We start from the raw sequence: 18,048 nt of genomic DNA, 5'->3' as shown, positions 1-18,048 counted from the left end.
CCCGCAAACCCCAGGACACGGCCAGTACCGCCCATCCCACCACTGAACGACACCGGCCCGGCCGAGGGGTTGCCGCCCCATTTGGCCGGGCCAGAAGAGGACCCCTGCTTGCGCCACCAGGCGATACCCCACACCTCCGCCCAGCCCCGAGCAGCGAAGGAGGTGAAAACCAACGACCGCCTCCTCACCGTCGAGGAGGCAGCCGAACGACTCGGCACCGGCGTGCGCTTCATCCGCCGCCTCATCACCGAGCGGCGCATCCGCTACGTCAAGCTCGGAAAGCACGTACGCATCGCGGACAGCGTCCTGACCGCGTACGTCGAGGAGCGGACCGTCGAACCGGTCCGCAGCAACCGCCGCACCGGCTTCGGGCTGGTGGCCTGATGGCACGAGCCCGCAAGAAGACGCAGCGCCGCAGCTTCGGCGCCATCCGCAAGCTCCCCTCGGGCCGCTACCAGGCCCGGTACCCCGGATCGGACGGCTCGCTTCAGGCGGCCCCGCAGACGTACGAGACCAAGCGTGCAGCCGAGGTCTACCTCGCCCAGGTCCAGGCCGATCAGTCGCGAGGGGACTGGATCGACCCGCAGGCCGGCGAGGTGCTGTTCGCCGCGTACGCCAAGAAGTGGATCGACGAGCGTGGCGTCGCGGCCACCACCGAGGAGCTGTACCGCCGACTCCTGCGCCTCCACCTGGAGCCCGCCTTCGGGGACCAGCACATCAACGCCGTCAGCCCAGCCAAAGTCAGGACCTGGCGGGCGGAACGGCTGAAGGCAACCGGTGCCACGACGACGGCCAAGTCCTACCGCCTCCTCAAGGCCATCATGCAGACGGCAGTCGAGGACGATCTGGTCCGCCGCAACCCGTGTTCCATCCGTGGGGCAGGGCGAGAGGACGCGGATGAGCGTCCCGTTGCCAGCATCGGGCAGGTCTTCGCGCTCGCTGAAGCCATTGGCATCCGCTGGCGGCTGATGGTCCTCCTCGGTGCCTTCGCGTCCATGCGGCCGGAGGAGCTGGCAGAGCTGCGCCGCTCCGACATCGACCTCGACACCGGTGCGGTGAATGTGCGGCGAGCCGCCCCGGAGCTGAATACGGGCAAGCGGGTGATCGGCGACCCCAAGTCCCGTGCGGGCAAGAGGACAATCATGCTGCCCGGCTTCATCCTCCTCGACGTCCGCCGGCACTTGGAGTGGTTCGCGCAGGGCGGGCCGGACGGTCTCGTCTTCGTGGGGGAGCGTGGTGCTCCGCTCCGGGGCACCACCTTCAGCCGGAAATGGCGCAAGGCCAAGGAAGCGGTCGGCATGCCGAAGGAGTTCCGCTTCTACGACCTGCGGCACACCGGCAACAACCTCGCCGCAGACACCGGCGCCAAGATGAAGGACCTGATGGTTCGCGCGGGCCACTCGTCCGAGCGAGCGCAGCTGATCTACCAGCACTCCACCGCGGAGCACCAGCGCAGGCTCGCCGACGCCATCGATGCTGATGTCAGCCGCCAGCGCACGCGGGTAGCCCTGGGCAGCTCGGTCGGCATTGTTCGCCAGATAACGCCCCCGCCCCAGGCGCCCATCCGAGGAGCCCAGCGAAGGTGACGTAACAGGGGTGCGGGCCGAGCATGGTGCTGGACTCGCACCCCACAGTCGTGTGGGATACGCCCTGCTACTCGGTTTCGAGGCACCATCAGCTGATTGAGCCGCCTCGCTCAATTTCCGTGGTCTGTTGTTCAGGCAGCAGCCGCTTGACCATAGTCTCGGGCTTCGCCTGCATGTCCAGAGCCTTCATGGCCGCCGCTGAGTTCAGGCGATCCTTGGACTTTGGATCTTGCACACGATCGATGAAGGTCGTGGCGATTTCGAGCTTGTGATCAATGTCGATCTTCGCCTCGTTGTCCTCGGCGGCCTTGGTGAGGTTGGCCATGGTCCGCCTTGAGTGCAGGGCCAATGCGCCACCTCCGACAGTGATCAGTGCTCCGGTCAAGCTGGTTACCAGGGGCAGGTAACTAAGGTCAGGGTTTCCTGCATGCACCAATGCCAAGACGGCCCCGGCGAGGATCACCACCGCGCCGCCTGTCATGAACCACACACTCAGGCGGAATGTCCACTCCGCCTGCTTCAGCGTGTGGTTGAGGAAGTCGAAGTGAAACTTCTGCCGCTGCTTAGCGAGACTCTCGATGTTGGAGCTTTGGTATACGGGGCTGCTGTGTACCCCGCCAATGACGACGTTACTGACGCCGCCGACTTGGATCACCGACCCCTGCCCCGAGGCGAAGGCGCCGTTGCGCTCAGGGAAGTCGTCATCGTCCGTCGTGTCTGCCACTTCAGGCCCCCGCTCACAGAACTGACGCGTCGCCAACTCCGTCCAGCTTAACGGGAATTACCGACCTACTGAGGCTTCTGCCTCTCCGAGGTCGTAGCAGGACCGTGCCGGTGTCTCCTGGCAGAGCGTGACCGGTTTGCCCTTTCAGCCGGTCGTGATGGTGCCGACGCTCAGCCGTGAGCCGGGGACGATGATTCGCAAACCCCTGGCGATCTGCTTCTGCCGTCTGTGGTGGCCAGCGAGAGGGCCGCCCCGGGGGTGGCTGCTGCATCTGCCGGGCATCCTGTACGTCGTCCGGGGGTGCTTAGTGGCACGCGAATGGCACGGCACCCCTGGGAGGTCTAGGTAGCAAACAAGCCCCAGGCCGCTGACCTGGGGCTTTCGTATGGAGCGGGTGACGAGAATCGAACTCGCGCTCTGAGCTTGGGAAGCTCATGTTCTACCATTAAACTACACCCGCCGAAACGGCCGTTGAGCTGTTGCCGCATCGTCGGACACTGTACCCCATGTCGGGATCCTGGGGCAGGGAAGTGGTCGGTGGAGGTGTGGGGGCGGTGCGGAGTGCCGCTTGGGAACGCGTCCCGTATATCCCCTAATGTGGCAGCTTCGTCCACGCGTGGTTTGGGGAAGGGACTTGATGGATCGCGATCGCACCGTCGTCCGCTGTGCCGAGGGGCACGTGTTCAGTACCTCTTCGTTTCCGATGCGGCAGCTCGGGGAGGGGCGGATCGGGCCCGGGAGGCTCGTTCGGTGTCCCCGGTGCGCGCGGCTCAGGCATGCCGTGCCCGTGCCCGTGATGGGGGCGGACGAGCGGTAGGGAGGACGAACGGTAGACAGGTGGGAGCCGGGCCCCCGGGCGGTGCGGGGGCGTGGCAGCACCGGGGAGTGGCGGGTATCGGGGAACGTTGTCCGTGACCGGCGTACGCGGAGCTGTGTGGAGGCCCGGGCCCGTGTGCGGGAAGCCGTCCGTCGTCTGGTGCGGAGGCCGGGTGCGGGAAGCCGTCCGTTGTCTGATGCGGGGTCCGGCTGTGGTGGGACGCGGGAGATCGCCGAGGGCAGCCGTTCGTAGCGGCGCAGGGGCGTGGGGGCGCAGTGGGGGCGTAGAGGCGGCGCCGTCGGGGTGAGGGGCGTCGGGCGGCGGGGTGCGGGTCGGTGGGGGCGTAGTGGGGTGGGGTCGTCCGATTGGGGTGGGCCCGTGGGCTCTGCGTATCCTCGGTGGGTGCTTCTCTCAGACAAGGACATCCGGGCCGAGATCGACGCCGGACGAGTTCGCATTGATCCGTACGACGAGTCCATGGTGCAGCCGTCGAGTGTCGATGTGCGCCTCGACCGCTACTTCCGGGTGTTCGAGAACCACCGGTACCCGCACATCGACCCCGCGGAGGAGCAGAGCGATCTGACGCGGCTCGTGGAGCCGGACGGGGACGAGGCGTTCATTCTTCATCCGGGCGAGTTCGTGCTGGCTTCGACGTACGAGACCATCACGTTGCCGGACAACCTCGCATCGCGGCTGGAGGGGAAGAGTTCGCTGGGGCGCCTCGGGCTGGTGACGCATTCGACCGCCGGGTTCATCGATCCGGGGTTCTCCGGGCACGTGACGCTGGAGCTGTCCAATCTGGCGACTCTGCCCATCAAGCTGTGGCCGGGCATGAAGATCGGCCAGCTGTGCTTGTTCCAGCTGAGTTCCTCGGCTGAATTCCCCTATGGGTCCGAGCGTTACGGGTCCCGCTATCAGGGACAGCGCGGGCCGACGGCCTCGCGGTCCTTCCTCAATTTCCATCGGACGCAGGTGTGATTTCCGGTATGGGTAACAGTGACGTGCGAGAGAACCTGACCTACGACGGGTTCGGGCATGCGGTTCGGGAGCTGGCGCAGACCGTCGCCGACGACGGGTACGAGCCGGACATCATCCTGAGCATCGCCCGGGGCGGAGTGTTCGTCGCCGGCGGACTGGCGTACGCGCTGGACGTGAAGAACATCAACCTGGTGAACGTCGAGTTCTACACCGGGGTGGGCACCACTCTCGAAATGCCGGTCATGCTGGCGCCGGTGCCGAACGTGATCGACTTCAGCAACAAGAAGGTGCTGATCGCGGACGACGTCGCCGATACCGGCAAGACGTTGAAGCTGGTGCACGACTTCTGCCTTGAGCACGTCGCCGAGGTGCGGAGCGCGGTCGTGTACGAGAAGTCGCATTCGCTCGTGAAGTGCGAGTACGTGTGGAAGCGGACCGACGAGTGGATCAATTTCCCGTGGTCCGTGGAAAAGCCGGTCGTGCGCAGGGCGGGGCAGGTCCTCGACTCGTAGGGGACCGACCGGCGTGAAGGTCATGGAAGAAGGGCCCGGAACGAGAGTCTCGTTCCGGGCCCTTCTGCGTGCGCACCGTAGCCGTAGCCGTAGCCGTAGCCGTAGCCGTAGCCGTAGCCGTAGCCGTGGCTGTGGCAGTCGCCGTGGTTAGAGCGTGCCCAGCTTGATGAGGGAGAGCAGGGCGATCAGCTGGATCGCGGACGCGCCCAGCGCCTTCGGCCAGGGCAGGTCGTGCGACTTGCTGATCATCGAGGTGAAGAGGGCGCCCGCGGCCAGCCAGGTGATCCAGCCGACGATCTGCACCAGGCCGTTGTCGCCGCCCAGGAAGAGTGCGAAGAGCAGGCGTGGGGCGTCCGTGATCGACATGATCAGCATCGAGAGGCCGATCGTCGGCTGCCACGCTCCGTCGCCGCCGAGCTGGCGCGCCAGGGTGTGGGTGACCGCGCCCAGGATCAGCCCGCAGACGACCATGGCGACGGCTGTCGTGAGGACGTACGGGACGGCGCTGGCGAACGTCGAGTTGATCGTCTCTTCGCGGGCCTTGTCGAAGCCGAAGACCGCGAGCATGCCGTAGAGGAACGTGACGATCAGCGCCGGCGCCCAGACCTGGTGGTCGCGCATCTGCCAGAACGTCGCGCCGGGGCGCAGCGCGATACCGGAGAGGAGCTGCTTCCAGTGCAGTCGCGGACCCGTGGGCGGGCCCGGTTGGTGGCCCCCCGCCTGGTACGTATTGCCGTCGCCGTACGGGTCCTCGTCGACGCGGAAGACCTGGGTGTGCCCCGGATTGTTGGCGGCGTACGGGTCGTGCGGCGGAGGTGGGTTGTACGGGGGGCGGCCCGGGTCGCCGTAACCGGCCTGGTGGGGCTGCGGGTCGCCGAAGTACTCCGGTTCGTCGGAGCCCCCGGGGTATCCGCCGTGGTGCCCCCCGGGGTCGGGGCCGTAGCCGCCGCCCGGGTGCTGCGGGGTCTGCGGTTGCGGCCATTGCTGACGGCCGTACGGGGGCTGAGGCGGTGCCTGCTGCCCGTACGGCTGCTGCTGCGGCCGCTGCCGCTGCGGTTGTTGCTGCGTGCGGTTGTCCCGGCCGCGTCCGATCCTGAATCCAGCCACGCGAACGAACGTACCCGCTCCGGAAGGGCCCGTGGCCGGGCGGTACGGAAGCGGGGGGCCTTTGCGGCCGAGCTGTGACATCCCCTAGGGGGACGTGCGGGGGACTTCTGAGGGTGGCAGGGGGTGTGCCGGCGGTTGTGCAGTTCTGCCCGTCCCGGCAGGCTCGTCGGTCCTTCCCGAGCGCGCCCCGGGGCCCGGCACGGTGGGTGTCGGCGGTTGTGCAGTTCTGTCCGTCCCGGCAGGCTCGTCGGTCCTTCCCGAGCGCGCCCCGGGGCCCGGCACGGTGGGTGTCGGCGGTTGTGCAGTTCTGTCCGTCCCGGCAGGCTCGTCGGTCCTTCCCGAGCGCGCCCCGGGGCCCGGCACGGTGGGTGTCGGCGGTTGTGCAGTTCTGTCCGTCCCGGCAGGCTCGTCGGTCCTTCCCGAGCGCGCCCCGGGGCCCGGCACGGTGGGTGCCGGCGGTTGTGCAGTTCTGCCCGTCCCGGCAGGCCCGTCGGTCCTTCCCGAGCGCGCCCCCGGCGCCCGGCACGGTGGGTGCCGGCGGCTGTGCAGTTCTGCCCGTCTCGGCAGGCTCGTCGGTCCTTCCCGAGCGCGCCCCCGGCGCCCGGCACGGTGGGTGCCGGCGGCTGTGCAGTTCTGTCCGTCTCGGCAGGCCCGTCGGTCCTCCGGCCCTGCCCGAGCACCCCCGGCACCCGGCACGGCGCGCGGGCGCCGGAACGCGAAGAGCGGCCGGTCCCGCCTCCAGGCGGGTCCAGCCGCTCATGCGTTGGTACGCAACCACGTCACGCGGGGTCCGGCACGGGACCCCGCCCGGCTACTTCACCGGCTCGGGCTCCGGGGCGTCCTCGGACTCCTCCGAGGCGGCCGGGTCGATCGGCGTCTTGACCGAGTCGAGCAGCAGCTGCGCCACGTCGACGACCGTGAGGGACTCCTTGGCCTTGCCGTCGTTCTTCTTGCCGTTGAGCGAGTCGGTCAGCATGACGAGGCAGAACGGGCAGGCGGTCGAGACGATGTCCGGGTTGAGCGAGAGGGCCTCGTCGACGCGCTCGGTGTTGATGCGCTTGCCGATCCGCTCCTCCATCCACATCCGCGCGCCGCCGGCGCCGCAGCAGAAGCCGCGCTCCTTGTGGCGGTGCATCTCCTGCTGGCGCAGGCCCGGGACGGCGGACATGATCTCGCGCGGCGGCGTGTAGACCTTGTTGTGGCGTCCCAGGTAGCAGGGGTCGTGGTAGGTGATGAGGCCCTCGACCGGGGTCACCGGGATCAGCTTGCCCTCGTCGATGAGGTGCTGGAGCAGCTGGGTGTGGTGGATGACTTCGTAGTCGCCGCCGATCTGCGGGTACTCGTTGCCGATCGTGTTGAGGCAGTGCGGGCAGGTGGCGACGATTTTCTTGGCCGTCCGCGGCTTCTTCGACTCCGCGGTGACCTTGCCGTCGTCGTCGTACTCCTCGCCGAAGGCCATGTTCAGCGCCATGACGTTCTCCTGGCCGAGCTGCTGGAACAGCGGCTCGTTGCCCAGTCGGCGGGCGGAGTCACCGGTGCACTTCTCGTCGCCGCCCATGATCGCGAACTTGACGCCCGCGATGTGCAGCAGTTCCGCAAAGGCCTTGGTGGTCTTCTTGGCCCGGTCCTCCAGGGCGCCCGCGCAGCCGACCCAGTACAGGTACTCGACCTCGGTGAGGTCCTCGATGTCCTTGCCGACGACCGGCACCTCGAAGTCGAGTTCCTTGAGCCACTCCAGGCGCTGCTTCTTCGCCAGGCCCCAGGGGTTGCCCTTCTTCTCCAGGTTCTTGAGCATCGTGCCCGCCTCGGACGGGAACGCGGACTCGATCATCACCTGGTAGCGGCGCATGTCGACGATGTGGTCGATGTGCTCGATGTCGACCGGGCACTGCTCGACGCAGGCGCCGCAGGAGGTGCAGGACCAGAGGACGTCGGGGTCGATGACGCCGTTCTCCTCCGCCGTGCCGATGAGCGGACGCTCGGCCTCCGCGAGGGCGGCGGCGGGGACGTCCTTCAGCTGCTCCTCGGTGGCCTTCTCGTTGCCCTCCATGTCCTTGCCGCCGCCGGCCAGCAGGTACGGGGCCTTGGCGTGCGCGTGGTCGCGCAGGGACATGATCAGGAGCTTGGGGGAGAGGGGCTTGCCCGTGTTCCAGGCGGGGCACTGCGACTGGCAGCGGCCGCACTCGGTGCAGGTGGAGAAGTCGAGAATGCCCTTCCAGGAGAACTGCTCGACCTGGGAGACGCCGAAGACGGCGTCGTCGGCCGGGTCCTCCCAGTCGATCTCCTTGCCGCCGGAGGTCATCGGCAGCAGCGCGCCCAGCGCGACGTCGCCGTCGGCCTTGCGCTTGAAGAAGATGTTCGGGAAGGCCAGGAAGCGGTGCCAGGCGACGCCCATGTCCGTCTTGAGCGAGACCGTGATCATCCAGATGAAGGAGGTCGCGATCTTCAGGCCGGCGAAGAAGTACGTGAGGTTCTGGAGCGTGCCGAGGTCCATGCCGCTGAACCAGGCGACCAGCGGGTACGAGATGAAGAACGACGCCTCGTAGGAGTCCACGTGGTGCTGGGCGCCCTCCAGCGCGTGCAGCGTGAAGATGCAGACGCCGACGATGAGGATGACCGTCTCGACGAAGTACGCCTGGCCGGTGTTGGAGCCCGCGAAACGGGACTTGCGGCCCGCCCCGCCCGGCCGGTTCAGCTGGCGGACGACGATCAGCACCAGGATGCCGAGGATGGTCATCGTGCCGATGAACTCCACGAACATGTTGTACGGCGCCCATTCGCCGACGATCGGCAGCATCCAGTCGGCCTGGAACAGCTGGCCGACGGCGTTCACGATCGTCAGCAGCAGCGAGAAGAAGCCCACCGCCACGAACCAGTGGGCGACGCCGACGACGCCCCACTTGTTCATCCGGGTGTGGCCGAGGAACTCCTTGACCACGGTGATCGCGCGCTGCCAGGGATAGTCGGTACGGGTACCGGCGGGCACGGGCTGGCCGAGCGTCACGAAGCGGTAGATCTGCGCGATCGCACGGCCGAACAGCGCGACGCCGACTGCCATGAGGACCAGCGACACGATGATCGCGGCGAGTTGCATTTGGGGGCTCCTCGGGCCTGCGAGGTGGGTAACGGAGGTGCCTGCGGCGCGTCCGGAAGTCCCGGGTCCTCAGGCGTGAAGGCGTATGTGATTACTAAGCGGTAACTTATCCAGTCGAGCTGAGATTACCCACTTATGCCGTCGCAGAGTATCCACGCGGGCGGTGATCTGCGTCGCTCAGGCAACCCTCAGTAGGCGGTCCGGGTAGGCCGGGCGGCCGGGCGGTCCGGCCTGCCCGGGCGGTCTGGGTGGCCGGGCGCTCCGGGCGGGCGCCCAGGCGGGCCGGGCGGGTGCCCGGGTGCCGTCGCGCGAGGCGGGGGTGATCGACGGTGGTGGCCTCGCGGGTGCCCCCCGTCGGCGGGCGGCCCGTGCCGGGTGCGGGCGGGCGCGTGCCTCAGTGGGCGCCGCGCGCGGTCAGGGCCGCCGGAACGGTACGGGCGAGGATGCCGAGGTCGACGGCCAGGCAGTGGGTGTCCACGTACTCCAGGTCCAGCAGCAGCATCTCGTCCCAGGGGAGGTCGGACCGCTCGCTGACCTGCCACAGCCCGGTCACGCCCGGCTTGACGGCGAGCCGACCGCGGGCCAGGGCGGTGCCGCCGGTGTCCTCGACGGGCAGGGGGCGCGGACCGACCAGGGACATCTCGCCGCGCAGGACGTTGACGAGCTGGGGGAGTCCGTCGAGTGCCAGGCGTCGCAGGGCTCCGCCGACCGCGGCGGCGCGGGCGGCGTGCGGGCCCCGGGGGGCTCGTGGGCTCCGGGGTGCGTGGGGAGCGCGGTGGAATCCCAGCAGCGGGAAGGGCTTCCCGTACAGACCCGCCCGGGGCCGGTGGGAGATCGGCCCGGCCGGTGCGGTGAGGGCGACGACGGCGTAGGTCGTGGCCAGGACGGGTGCGAAGAGGAGCAGGAGCAGGAGGCTGCCCGCCAGGTCCAGCACCCGTTTCGCGGACAACGACTGCATGCCGCATCCTTTCGTGGGATCTTTGACCGACTTTGTGCGAATAGTCGGTTTTACTGACCCGACTCTCGCACGATGAAGATCAGTCGGCGGGTGCGCCACGCGTGCCGCTCAGCCGTACGGCAGAGAGGTCGGAGAGGAGGGTGCGGCATGCGGGTCGTGGGGACAGAGGGCTCCGGCCGGGTCGCCGGCGGAGGCTCGGGGAGGTGGTCGCGTTGAAGCCGTCCGCCGCGGCGGCGCGCTCGCGCGTCGCAGCAGTGCGCGCGCGGTTCGGGGCGCGGCGCACGGTCGGGCTCGTGTGTGCCGCGCTGGCTCTCCTCGTCGGTCTGACGGGGGCGCTGGGCTGGCTCGCGTACCGGAAGCTCGACGCCAACATCCGTACCGACGACGCGACTGCCGCGGCGCTCGCCGAGTACGGCGCGGAGCGGCCCGTCCGGCGTCCCGGCCGGGCGCAGAACATCCTGCTGCTCGGCTCCGACCGGCGGAGGGAACAGGACAGCCAGCGCTCCGACACGGTGATGCTGCTGCACCTGGCCGCCGACCGCAAGCGGGCCGAAGTCCTCAGCGTTCCACGGGATTTGAGGGTGGACGTGCCGAGCTGCCCGCGGGCGGACGGGAGCCACAGCCGGGCGCAGAACGCCCAGTTCAACTGGGCGTTCCAGTTCGGCGGCGCGGCCTGCACGATCCGTACGCTGGAGAAGCTGACCGGCATCCGCGTCGACCACCACATGATCGTCGACTTCGCGGGCTTCAAGACGATCGTCAACGCGGTGGGCGGCGTCGAGGTCGACCTCAAGAAGCCCGAGCGCGACCCGGACATCGGGCTCGACCTGCCCGCCGGACGGCACGTCCTGAAGGACGAGGACGCGCTCGGCTACGTACGGGCGCGCAAGTACGTCGGGGACGGCAGCGACCTCCACCGGATCGGCCGCCAGCAGGACTTCGTGAACCGCCTCGTCGCCAAGATCCGCGCCAACGGCACGCTCACCAACCCAGCCCGGCTGCTGCCGGTGCTCGACGCCGCGACCTCCGCGCTGACCGCCGACGCCGGCCTCGACTCGCTGACCGAGCTCTACGAAGTGGCCGACAGCCTGCGGGACTTGCCGCCGGGTGCGCTGACCTTCACCACGCTTCCACACCACCAGGCGTCCGACCACTGGTACCGGCTCGACCTGGAGCAGCCGGAGGCGCGCCGGGTGTTCGAGGCCGTACGGAAGGACCAGCCGGTGGTGGCGGCCCTGGAGGCGGCGCGGGCGGAGCCGGACGAGGAGCCCGACGAGCCGGAGTACGAGCCGGTCCACGACGAGTACGAGTGACCCGGCGCGGGCACCATGGGGCCGTTCCGGCCCTCTGACCAGCGGAAACCGGGCCCGCTCTCGTCATTGCGGATAAGTACCGCATAAGAGTTGAGCGTGCTCGACTCAGGTCTGTTGACGCGAGCGAACGAGTGATGCATCCTTGAGCCAGATCCACTCAAGTACGTAATCTGGAGGAATCCGAAATGGCACGTGCGGTCGGCATCGACCTGGGCACGACGAACTCCGTCGTCAGCGTTTTGGAAGGCGGCGAGCCCACCGTCATCACCAACGCCGAAGGCGCCAGGACCACGCCGTCCGTCGTCGCCTTCGCGAAGAACGGCGAGGTGCTCGTCGGCGAGGTCGCCAAGCGCCAGGCGGTCACCAACGTCGACAGGACGATCCGTTCGGTCAAGCGCCACATGGGCACGGACTGGAAGATCGACCTCGACGGCAAGTCCTTCAACCCGCAGCAGATGAGCGCCTTCATCCTGCAGAAGCTGAAGCGCGACGCCGAGTCCTACCTGGGCGAGAAGGTGACCGACGCGGTCATCACCGTCCCGGCGTACTTCAACGACTCCGAGCGCCAGGCGACGAAGGAGGCCGGTGAGATCGCGGGGCTCAACGTCCTGCGCATCGTCAACGAGCCGACCGCCGCCGCCCTCGCGTACGGCCTCGACAAGGACGACCAGACGATCCTCGTCTTCGACCTCGGTGGCGGCACCTTCGACGTGTCGCTCCTGGAGATCGGCGACGGCGTCGTCGAGGTGAAGGCCACCAACGGTGACAACCACCTCGGTGGTGACGACTGGGACCAGCGCGTCGTCGACTACCTGGTGAAGCAGTTCCAGGGCAACCACGGTGTGGACCTGGGCAAGGACAAGATGGCTCTCCAGCGTCTCCGCGAGGCCGCGGAGAAGGCGAAGATCGAGCTGTCGTCCTCCACCGAGACGTCGATCAACCTCCCGTACATCACGGCGTCGGCCGAGGGCCCGCTGCACCTGGACGAGAAGCTCACGCGCTCGCAGTTCCAGCAGCTCACCTCCGACCTGCTGGAGCGGTGCAAGAACCCCTTCAACAACGTCATCAAGGACGCGGGCATCCAGCTCTCCGAGATCGACCACGTCGTTCTCGTCGGTGGCTCGACCCGCATGCCGGCCGTGGCCGAGCTCGTCAAGGAGCTCACCGGTGGCCGCGAGGCCAACAAGGGCGTCAACCCGGACGAGGTCGTCGCCATCGGCGCCTCGCTCCAGGCCGGTGTCCTCAAGGGTGAGGTCAAGGACGTCCTGCTCCTCGACGTGACCCCGCTGTCCCTGGGCATCGAGACCAAGGGCGGCATCATGACCAAGCTCATCGAGCGGAACACCACGATTCCGACGAAGCGCTCCGAGATCTTCACGACGGCCGAGGACAACCAGCCGTCCGTGCAGATCCAGGTCTACCAGGGCGAGCGCGAGATCGCGGCGTACAACAAGAAGCTCGGCATGTTCGAGCTGACCGGTCTGCCGCCCGCCCCGCGCGGCGTGCCGCAGATCGAGGTCGCCTTCGACATCGACGCCAACGGCATCATGCACGTCGCCGCGAAGGACCTCGGCACCGGCAAGGAGCAGAAGATGACCGTCACTGGCGGCTCCTCGCTGCCGAAGGACGAGGTCAACCGGATGCGTGAGGAGGCCGAGCAGTACGCGGAGGAGGACCACAAGCGCCGCGAGGCCGCCGAGACCCGCAACCAGGCCGAGCAGCTCGTGTACCAGACGGAGAAGTTCCTGAAGGACAACGAGGAGAAGGTCCCGGCCGACGTCAAGACCGAGGTCGAGACCGCCGTCACCGAGCTGAAGGACAAGCTCAAGGGCGAGGACACCGCGGAGATCCGTACGGCCACCGAGAAGGTCGCGGCCGTCTCGCAGAAGCTGGGCCAGGCCATGTACGCCGACGCGCAGGGCGCGCAGGCTGCCCCCGGCGCCGAGGGCGCTGCCCCGGGCGCCGGCCAGGCGCAGGCCGAGGACGACGTCGTCGACGCCGAGATCGTCGACGACGAGAAGGACAAGAAGGGTGGCGCTGCCTGATGACGGAGGAGACTCCGGGTTTCGAGGAGAAGCCCGACGTCCCCTCCGGCGCGGATGACGCCGAGCCGAAGGCCGCCGAGGACACCTCCGAGGAGGCGGGCTCGGCGGCCCCGGCCGGGGACGCAGCGAACACCCACGCGGCGGACGCAGCCAAGGACGTCGCACTGACGGCGCAGCTGGACCAGGCCAGGACGGCGCTCTCCGAGCGCACGGCCGACCTCCAGCGGCTCCAGGCCGAGTACCAGAACTACCGTCGCCGCGTGGAGCGGGACCGGGTGACGGTCAAGGAGATCGCCGCGGCGAACCTCGTGACCGAACTCCTGCCCGTCCTGGACGACATCGGCCGGGCGCGCGAACACGGCGAACTGGTCGGCGGCTTCAAGTCGGTGGCCGAGTCGCTGGAGACCGTGGCCGCGAAGATGGGCCTCCAGCAGTTCGGCAAGGAGGGCGAGCCCTTCGACCCGACGATCCACGAAGCCCTGATGCACAGCTACGCGCCGGACGTCACCGAGACGACCTGTGTGGCGATCCTCCAGCCGGGTTACCGGATCGGCGAGCGTACGATCCGTCCCGCACGGGTCGCGGTCGCCGAGCCCCAGCCCGGTGCGACGGCGGACAAGGCGCAGGCAGAGAAGTCGGATGACTCCGATGACAAGGAGAGCGGTGCCCCCGAGGAGGGGTAGCACCGTACTTGGGAGTCCGAGAGGAGGGACGTCGAGGAAATGAGCACGAAGGACTTCGTCGAGAAGGACTACTACAAGGTTCTCGGCGTCCCCAAGGACGCCACCGAGGCCGAGATCAAGAAGGCGTACCGGAAGCTCGCCCGCGAGTTCCACCCGGACGCCAACAAGGGCAACGCCGAGGCCGAGGACCGCTTCAAGGAGATCTCCGAGGCGAACGACGTCCTCGGTGACGCCAAGAAGCGCAAGGAGTACGACGAGGCGCGCGCCCTCTTCGGGAACGGCGGCTTCGCCGCCCGCCCTGGGGCGGCCGGCGGCGGCTCGTTCAACTTCGACCTCGGTGACCTCTTCGGCGGCGCGGCCGGCGGCGGCGCCCAGCCCGGTGGTTTCGGCGGTGGCATAGGGGACGTCTTCGGCGGCCTCTTCAACCGGGGCGGCACGGGGACGCGCACCCAGCCCCGCCGCGGGCAGGACATCGAATCCGAGGTCACCCTCAGCTTCACCGAAGCGGTGGACGGCGCGACCGTCCCCCTGCGGATGTCCTCCCAGGCCCCCTGCAAGGCGTGCTCGGGCACCGGCGACAAGAACGGCACGCCCCGCGTGTGTCCGACCTGCGTCGGCACCGGGCAGGTCTCGCGCGGCGGCGGTGGCGGATTCTCCCTCACCGACCCCTGCGTGGACTGCAAGGGGCGCGGCCTCATCGCCGAGACCCCGTGCGACATCTGCAAGGGCTCGGGACGCGCCAAGTCCTCGCGCACCATGCAGGTCCGCATTCCCGCCGGGGTGACGGACGGGCAGCGCATCAGGCTCCGCGGCAAGGGCTCCCCCGGTGAACGGGGCGGTCCCGCGGGCGACCTGTACGTCGTCGTGCACGTCGACGCCCACCCGGTCTTCGGCCGAAAGGGCGACAACCTCACCGTCACCGTGCCCGTCACCTTCGTGGAGGCGGCGCTCGGCGGCGAGGTGAAGGTGCCCACCCTCGGCGGCCCGGCCGTCACCCTCAAGCTGCCCGCCGGAACGCCCAACGGGCGCACCATGCGGGCCCGCGGAAAGGGCGCGGTCCGCAAGGACGGCACCCGGGGCGACCTCCTGGTCACCGTCGAGGTCGACGTGCCGACCAAGCTCGGCGACAAGGCCAGGGAAGCCCTGGAGAATTACCGTACGGCCACCGAGGGCGACGACCCGAGGGCCGCACTGTTCCAGGACGCGAAGGGAGCGTAGGAGAGCGATGGACGGCCGACGACGGAACCCCTACGAGCTGACCGACGAGTCTCCGGTGTACGTCATCTCGGTCGCCGCTCAGCTTTCCGGCCTGCACCCGCAGACCCTGCGCCAGTACGACCGCCTCGGCCTGGTCTCCCCGGACCGCACGGCCGGGCGCGGCCGGCGCTACTCGGCCCGCGACATCGAACTGCTGCGCACCGTGCAGCAGTTGTCGCAGGACGAGGGCATCAACCTGGCCGGCATCAAACGCATCATCGAGCTGGAGAACCAGGTCGCCGCCCTCCAGGCCCGCGTCGCCGAACTCTCGACGGCGGTGGACGGCGCGGCCGCCGCCCTCCAGCAGCGCGAGGCCCAGGTCCACGCCTCGTACCGGCGTGACCTGGTCCCGTACCAGGACGTCCAGCAGGCGGGCGCGCTGGTGGTGTGGCGGCCGAAGCGGCCGCGGGACTGACCGGCCGCGTACGGGCCGGCGACACGTGGGGCGGGAAGGCACTCCGGTGCCTTCCCGCCCCACGTCGTCGTTCGTAGGCGGCCGGCTGCCGGGCCGCTCAGGGAATCAGCTCCGCGATCACGTCGATCAGCGTGACCCACATCGGCTGACCGCCGGTGCCGTACGCGGCGGCGAGGGCGTAGCCGAGGGACGCGTCGACGGGCCGCGGGTCGGCGTCCGGGTGCCACTCCACGAGGACCGTCTCGTCGCCGTCGGCGGTGAAGTCGGCGAGGTGCCTGCCGTCGCGGGTGAAGCGGCTGGTGGCGAGGGAGGTGGGGGTGAGACGGTAGCGGGCCCCGTCGTGGGTGGCGTCCACCTTGTACGTGGAGCGGCGGATGCGGCCCTTGCCGGGGCGGATCCCGGCCGGAACGCCGTCCACGGAGAGGGTCAGCTCGGCGGCGGCCCGGGTGCCGATCGCAACGTGCGGATCGGGCCGTGCCGCGCCGGGGTCGCGGACGAGGACGGTCCGGGGGATCGCGGAGCCCGACACGGTGACGCGGGCGTGCGTGGCGACGGTGACCGTCACGGCCCCGAAGAGCGAGTCCGCCAGGGGCGGACGGACGGCCTCCGGCGCCCCGGGGCCCTTGGTGAGGTCCACCGGCTGCGCGGCGGTCGTGGACGGGGTGCGCTCGGTCATGCCGTGCCTTCGGGGCGGGGGCGGACGGTTCACCGGGGAAGACCGCGACGGGGCCCGCCGGGTTGCGCGGGCGGCGGACTTCTCGCAGATCGGCGGCATCAGGGGGGCACGCGCCGGGTGTCCTGCGCCACGCGCCGGGTGCCGGTCGTCACGCGTCACGCGTCACGCGTCACGCGTCAGGTGTCAGGTGTCAGGTGTCGAGGATGCCGGACCTGGCGATGAGGTAGCCGAGCTGGGCGCGGTTGCTGGTGCCGCCGAGGGCGGCGGCGAGCTTGGCGATGTGGGCGCGGCAGGTCCGGACGTTCAGGCCGAGGCGCTGCGCGATCTCCTCGTCGACGAGACCCTGGACGAGGAGGCGGGCGATGGAGCGGCGGATGGCGGTCAGGCCGTCGGGGGAGGCGGGCTCCGGGAGGGGTTCGTCGAGGGGGACGGCGTGCTGCCAGAAGCGTTCGAAGGCGGAGATCAGGTACCCGACGAGATCAGGGTCCCGCAGGTGCAGGGCGGTCTGCGCGTCCGGTGTGACGGCGAGGAACGCCTCCGTGCGGTCGAAGACGAGGAGCCGGGGGACGAGTTCCTCCACGGTGCGCAGCTCGACCTGGATGTCCGGCAGACGGTCGAGGTAGGCGCGTGTGCCGTAGCTGTGCCGGACGGTGTGCTGGTAGAGCGTGCGCATGCGCAGTCCCCGGTGGGCCAGGAGGTGGGTTCTCTCCAGGGCCTGGGCCAGCGCCTGTTCCGGCCGGGCCCCGCCGGGCTGGACCGTCCTGACCTCCGTGCGGCATGCCACGCACGCCAGGTCGAGGGCGGCGTTGATCCGCGCGAGCCCTTCCAGGACGGTGATCGCGGGTGGTGGATCCGGGATCAAGGGACTTCCGTTCTGCGAAAGGATGCGGGTGCGGCTATACGTCGAGGATGTTCGACTGCGCGATGAGATAGCCGAGTTGCGCGCGGCTCCTGCTGCCGAGGGCGGACGCCAGCTTGGCGATGTGGGCACGGCAGGTCCGGACGTTCATGCCGAGGCGGCGGGCGATGGCCTCGTCGACGTGCCCCTCCACGAGGAGTTTCGCGATGGAGCGCTGGACGCCCGAGATGCCCTCCGGGGTGGGGTCGTACGTCACGGGCTCGACGAGCGGGGTCGCGCGGCTCCAGAAGTGCTCGAAGACGGTGGCCAGGTAGGACACGAGGCCGGGGTGCCGCAGTTCCAGGGCGATCTGCCGGTCGTCCTGGGCCGGGATGAAGGCGACCGTGCGGTCGAAGACGAGGAGCCGGTCCGGGAGTTCCTCCAGGGTGCGTATCTCCACCTTGTCGCCGGCCATCATCTCCGCGTAGGCGAGCGTCCCCTGGCTGTGGCGTACCGTGTGCTGGTAGAGCGTGCGGATGGATCCGCCGCGCCCGTTGAGCGCGCGACCGCGTGACACCGCCGCGTTGAGCGCGTCCTCGCTGCGTCCGCCGCCCGGCTGGATCGTCAGTACCTCGAACTCGGTGTCCGCCAGGGCGAGATCGAGGGCCGCGTTGATCCGGGAGTCCCCCTCCAGAACCGTAATGGCATAAGTGGGCGGGGGGTTCTGCGCGCTGATGGCCATGAATGGCTCGAAGGTGTCGGTGAGTTCGACGCTCAGGCGCCGATTGACCTGAATTTCGTTCTCGATTGTCTGGAGCCTTTTGGCCAGAGCCGAAGCCGGCGGAACCGGTCGGAGCCAGAGTGCGTCGTCAGGATCGGGATGCAGCAGTGCCAGGTCCATCAGGCACGGGGCCGGGTCGACTTCCGCCCGGGGAATCCGCCCTGAACGCAAGGCGCTCGCGTAGAGCTGCTTCGCGGCGTCACACATCTCGGTTATGGCGTGGGGATGTGTCGAGTTGGCGGCATTTGCGGTCATAGGTCCGTC

17 protein-coding genes and 1 tRNA gene are annotated in these 18,048 nt (G+C 69.2%); 10 read left to right on the top strand and 8 right to left on the bottom strand.

Going from position 1 to position 18,048, the window contains the following annotated elements; all coding sequences use genetic code 11:
- Positions 1 to 162 precede the first annotated feature (162 nt).
- Both ACQPZG_RS16505 and ACQPZG_RS16500 read left to right on the top strand, forming a co-directional pair.
- Positions 163 to 384: an excisionase family DNA-binding protein gene (locus tag ACQPZG_RS16505; protein WP_433546514.1), complete on the top strand. Its 222-nt coding sequence runs from the start codon at positions 163 to 165 to the stop codon at positions 382 to 384.
- Positions 384 to 1,586: a tyrosine-type recombinase/integrase gene (locus ACQPZG_RS16500; protein ID WP_433546513.1), complete on the top strand. Its 1,203-nt coding sequence runs from the start codon at positions 384 to 386 to the stop codon at positions 1,584 to 1,586. Before ACQPZG_RS16505 ends, ACQPZG_RS16500 begins: the two co-directional genes overlap by 1 nt.
- Before the next feature lie 88 nt (positions 1,587 to 1,674).
- Here ACQPZG_RS16500 and ACQPZG_RS16495 read toward each other — a convergent pair whose 3' ends face one another.
- The gene (locus tag ACQPZG_RS16495) at positions 1,675 to 2,310 is read right to left on the bottom strand and encodes a TRADD-N-associated membrane domain-containing protein (RefSeq protein WP_433546512.1); all 636 of its coding nucleotides are present in this window, start codon (positions 2,308 to 2,310) and stop codon (positions 1,675 to 1,677) included.
- A 386-nt stretch (positions 2,311 to 2,696) separates the two neighbouring features.
- Positions 2,697 to 2,770: transfer RNA gene (locus ACQPZG_RS16490), tRNA-Gly, on the bottom strand.
- Between the two features lie 177 nt (positions 2,771 to 2,947).
- Here ACQPZG_RS16490 and ACQPZG_RS16485 point away from each other — a divergent pair.
- The 3 genes from ACQPZG_RS16485 (at position 2,948) to ACQPZG_RS16475 (ending at position 4,617) form a co-directional block, all read left to right on the top strand.
- Positions 2,948 to 3,127 (top strand): hypothetical protein, encoded by a 180-nt coding sequence (locus tag ACQPZG_RS16485; RefSeq protein WP_433546511.1) that lies wholly within the window; start codon positions 2,948 to 2,950, stop codon positions 3,125 to 3,127.
- A gap of 402 nt (positions 3,128 to 3,529) precedes the next feature.
- On the top strand, positions 3,530 to 4,105 hold the full coding sequence (gene dcd, locus ACQPZG_RS16480; protein ID WP_185034056.1) for a dCTP deaminase: 576 nt from the start codon (positions 3,530 to 3,532) through the stop codon (positions 4,103 to 4,105).
- 8 nt (positions 4,106 to 4,113) lie between these two features.
- Positions 4,114 to 4,617: a phosphoribosyltransferase gene (locus ACQPZG_RS16475; protein ID WP_433546510.1), complete on the top strand. Its 504-nt coding sequence runs from the start codon at positions 4,114 to 4,116 to the stop codon at positions 4,615 to 4,617.
- A gap of 147 nt (positions 4,618 to 4,764) precedes the next feature.
- On the opposite strand, the gene ACQPZG_RS16470 is transcribed toward ACQPZG_RS16475, so the two are convergent.
- The 3 genes from ACQPZG_RS16470 to ACQPZG_RS16460 all read right to left on the bottom strand — a co-directional run bounded on the left by ACQPZG_RS16470 (position 4,765) and on the right by ACQPZG_RS16460 (position 9,776).
- Complete coding sequence (locus ACQPZG_RS16470) at positions 4,765 to 5,724, bottom strand: Yip1 family protein (RefSeq protein WP_433546509.1); 960 nt, start codon at positions 5,722 to 5,724, stop codon at positions 4,765 to 4,767.
- A gap of 811 nt (positions 5,725 to 6,535) precedes the next feature.
- Complete coding sequence (locus tag ACQPZG_RS16465; RefSeq protein ID WP_433546508.1) at positions 6,536 to 8,818, bottom strand: (Fe-S)-binding protein; 2,283 nt, start codon at positions 8,816 to 8,818, stop codon at positions 6,536 to 6,538.
- A gap of 394 nt (positions 8,819 to 9,212) precedes the next feature.
- Positions 9,213 to 9,776 carry a sugar transferase gene (locus tag ACQPZG_RS16460; RefSeq protein WP_433546507.1) on the bottom strand — a complete coding sequence of 188 codons (564 nt, stop codon included), beginning with the start codon at positions 9,774 to 9,776 and terminating at the stop codon, positions 9,213 to 9,215.
- A gap of 212 nt (positions 9,777 to 9,988) precedes the next feature.
- Here ACQPZG_RS16460 and ACQPZG_RS16455 point away from each other — a divergent pair, with 212 nt between their 5' ends.
- The 5 genes from ACQPZG_RS16455 to ACQPZG_RS16435 all read left to right on the top strand — a co-directional run bounded on the left by ACQPZG_RS16455 (position 9,989) and on the right by ACQPZG_RS16435 (position 15,489).
- Positions 9,989 to 11,089 (top strand): LCP family protein, encoded by a 1,101-nt coding sequence (locus tag ACQPZG_RS16455; RefSeq protein ID WP_433546506.1) that lies wholly within the window; start codon positions 9,989 to 9,991, stop codon positions 11,087 to 11,089.
- 185 nt (positions 11,090 to 11,274) lie between these two features.
- The gene (gene dnaK / locus ACQPZG_RS16450) at positions 11,275 to 13,134 is read left to right on the top strand and encodes a molecular chaperone DnaK (RefSeq protein ID WP_433546505.1); all 1,860 of its coding nucleotides are present in this window, start codon (positions 11,275 to 11,277) and stop codon (positions 13,132 to 13,134) included.
- The gene (gene grpE, locus ACQPZG_RS16445) at positions 13,134 to 13,817 is read left to right on the top strand and encodes a nucleotide exchange factor GrpE (protein ID WP_433546504.1); all 684 of its coding nucleotides are present in this window, start codon (positions 13,134 to 13,136) and stop codon (positions 13,815 to 13,817) included. The genes dnaK and grpE overlap by 1 nt, the downstream gene beginning before the upstream one ends.
- A 39-nt stretch (positions 13,818 to 13,856) precedes the next feature.
- Positions 13,857 to 15,035, top strand: a complete 1,179-nt coding sequence (dnaJ, locus tag ACQPZG_RS16440) for a molecular chaperone DnaJ (protein ID WP_433546503.1) — start codon at positions 13,857 to 13,859, stop codon at positions 15,033 to 15,035.
- A gap of 7 nt (positions 15,036 to 15,042) precedes the next feature.
- Entirely contained in the window at positions 15,043 to 15,489 is a 447-nt protein-coding gene (locus ACQPZG_RS16435; protein ID WP_433546502.1) for a heat shock protein transcriptional repressor HspR, read from the top strand.
- 97 nt (positions 15,490 to 15,586) lie between these two features.
- On the opposite strand, the gene ACQPZG_RS16430 is transcribed toward ACQPZG_RS16435, so the two are convergent.
- The 3 genes from ACQPZG_RS16430 to ACQPZG_RS16420 all read right to left on the bottom strand — a co-directional run bounded on the left by ACQPZG_RS16430 (position 15,587) and on the right by ACQPZG_RS16420 (position 18,039).
- Complete coding sequence (locus ACQPZG_RS16430; RefSeq protein ID WP_433546501.1) at positions 15,587 to 16,165, bottom strand: hypothetical protein; 579 nt, start codon at positions 16,163 to 16,165, stop codon at positions 15,587 to 15,589.
- 190 nt (positions 16,166 to 16,355) lie between these two features.
- Entirely contained in the window at positions 16,356 to 17,027 is a 672-nt protein-coding gene (locus ACQPZG_RS16425) for a helix-turn-helix transcriptional regulator (RefSeq protein WP_433546500.1), read from the bottom strand.
- A gap of 34 nt (positions 17,028 to 17,061) precedes the next feature.
- Complete coding sequence (locus ACQPZG_RS16420; RefSeq protein ID WP_433546499.1) at positions 17,062 to 18,039, bottom strand: helix-turn-helix transcriptional regulator; 978 nt, start codon at positions 18,037 to 18,039, stop codon at positions 17,062 to 17,064.
- Between the last annotated feature and the right edge of the window lie 9 nt (positions 18,040 to 18,048).

Source organism: Streptomyces sp. CA-294286, assembly GCF_050947155.1.
Taxonomy (GTDB): domain Bacteria; phylum Actinomycetota; class Actinomycetes; order Streptomycetales; family Streptomycetaceae; genus Streptomyces.
Note: the sequence above shows the minus strand (reverse complement) of the source record. Positions and strands in the feature narration are given on the sequence as shown.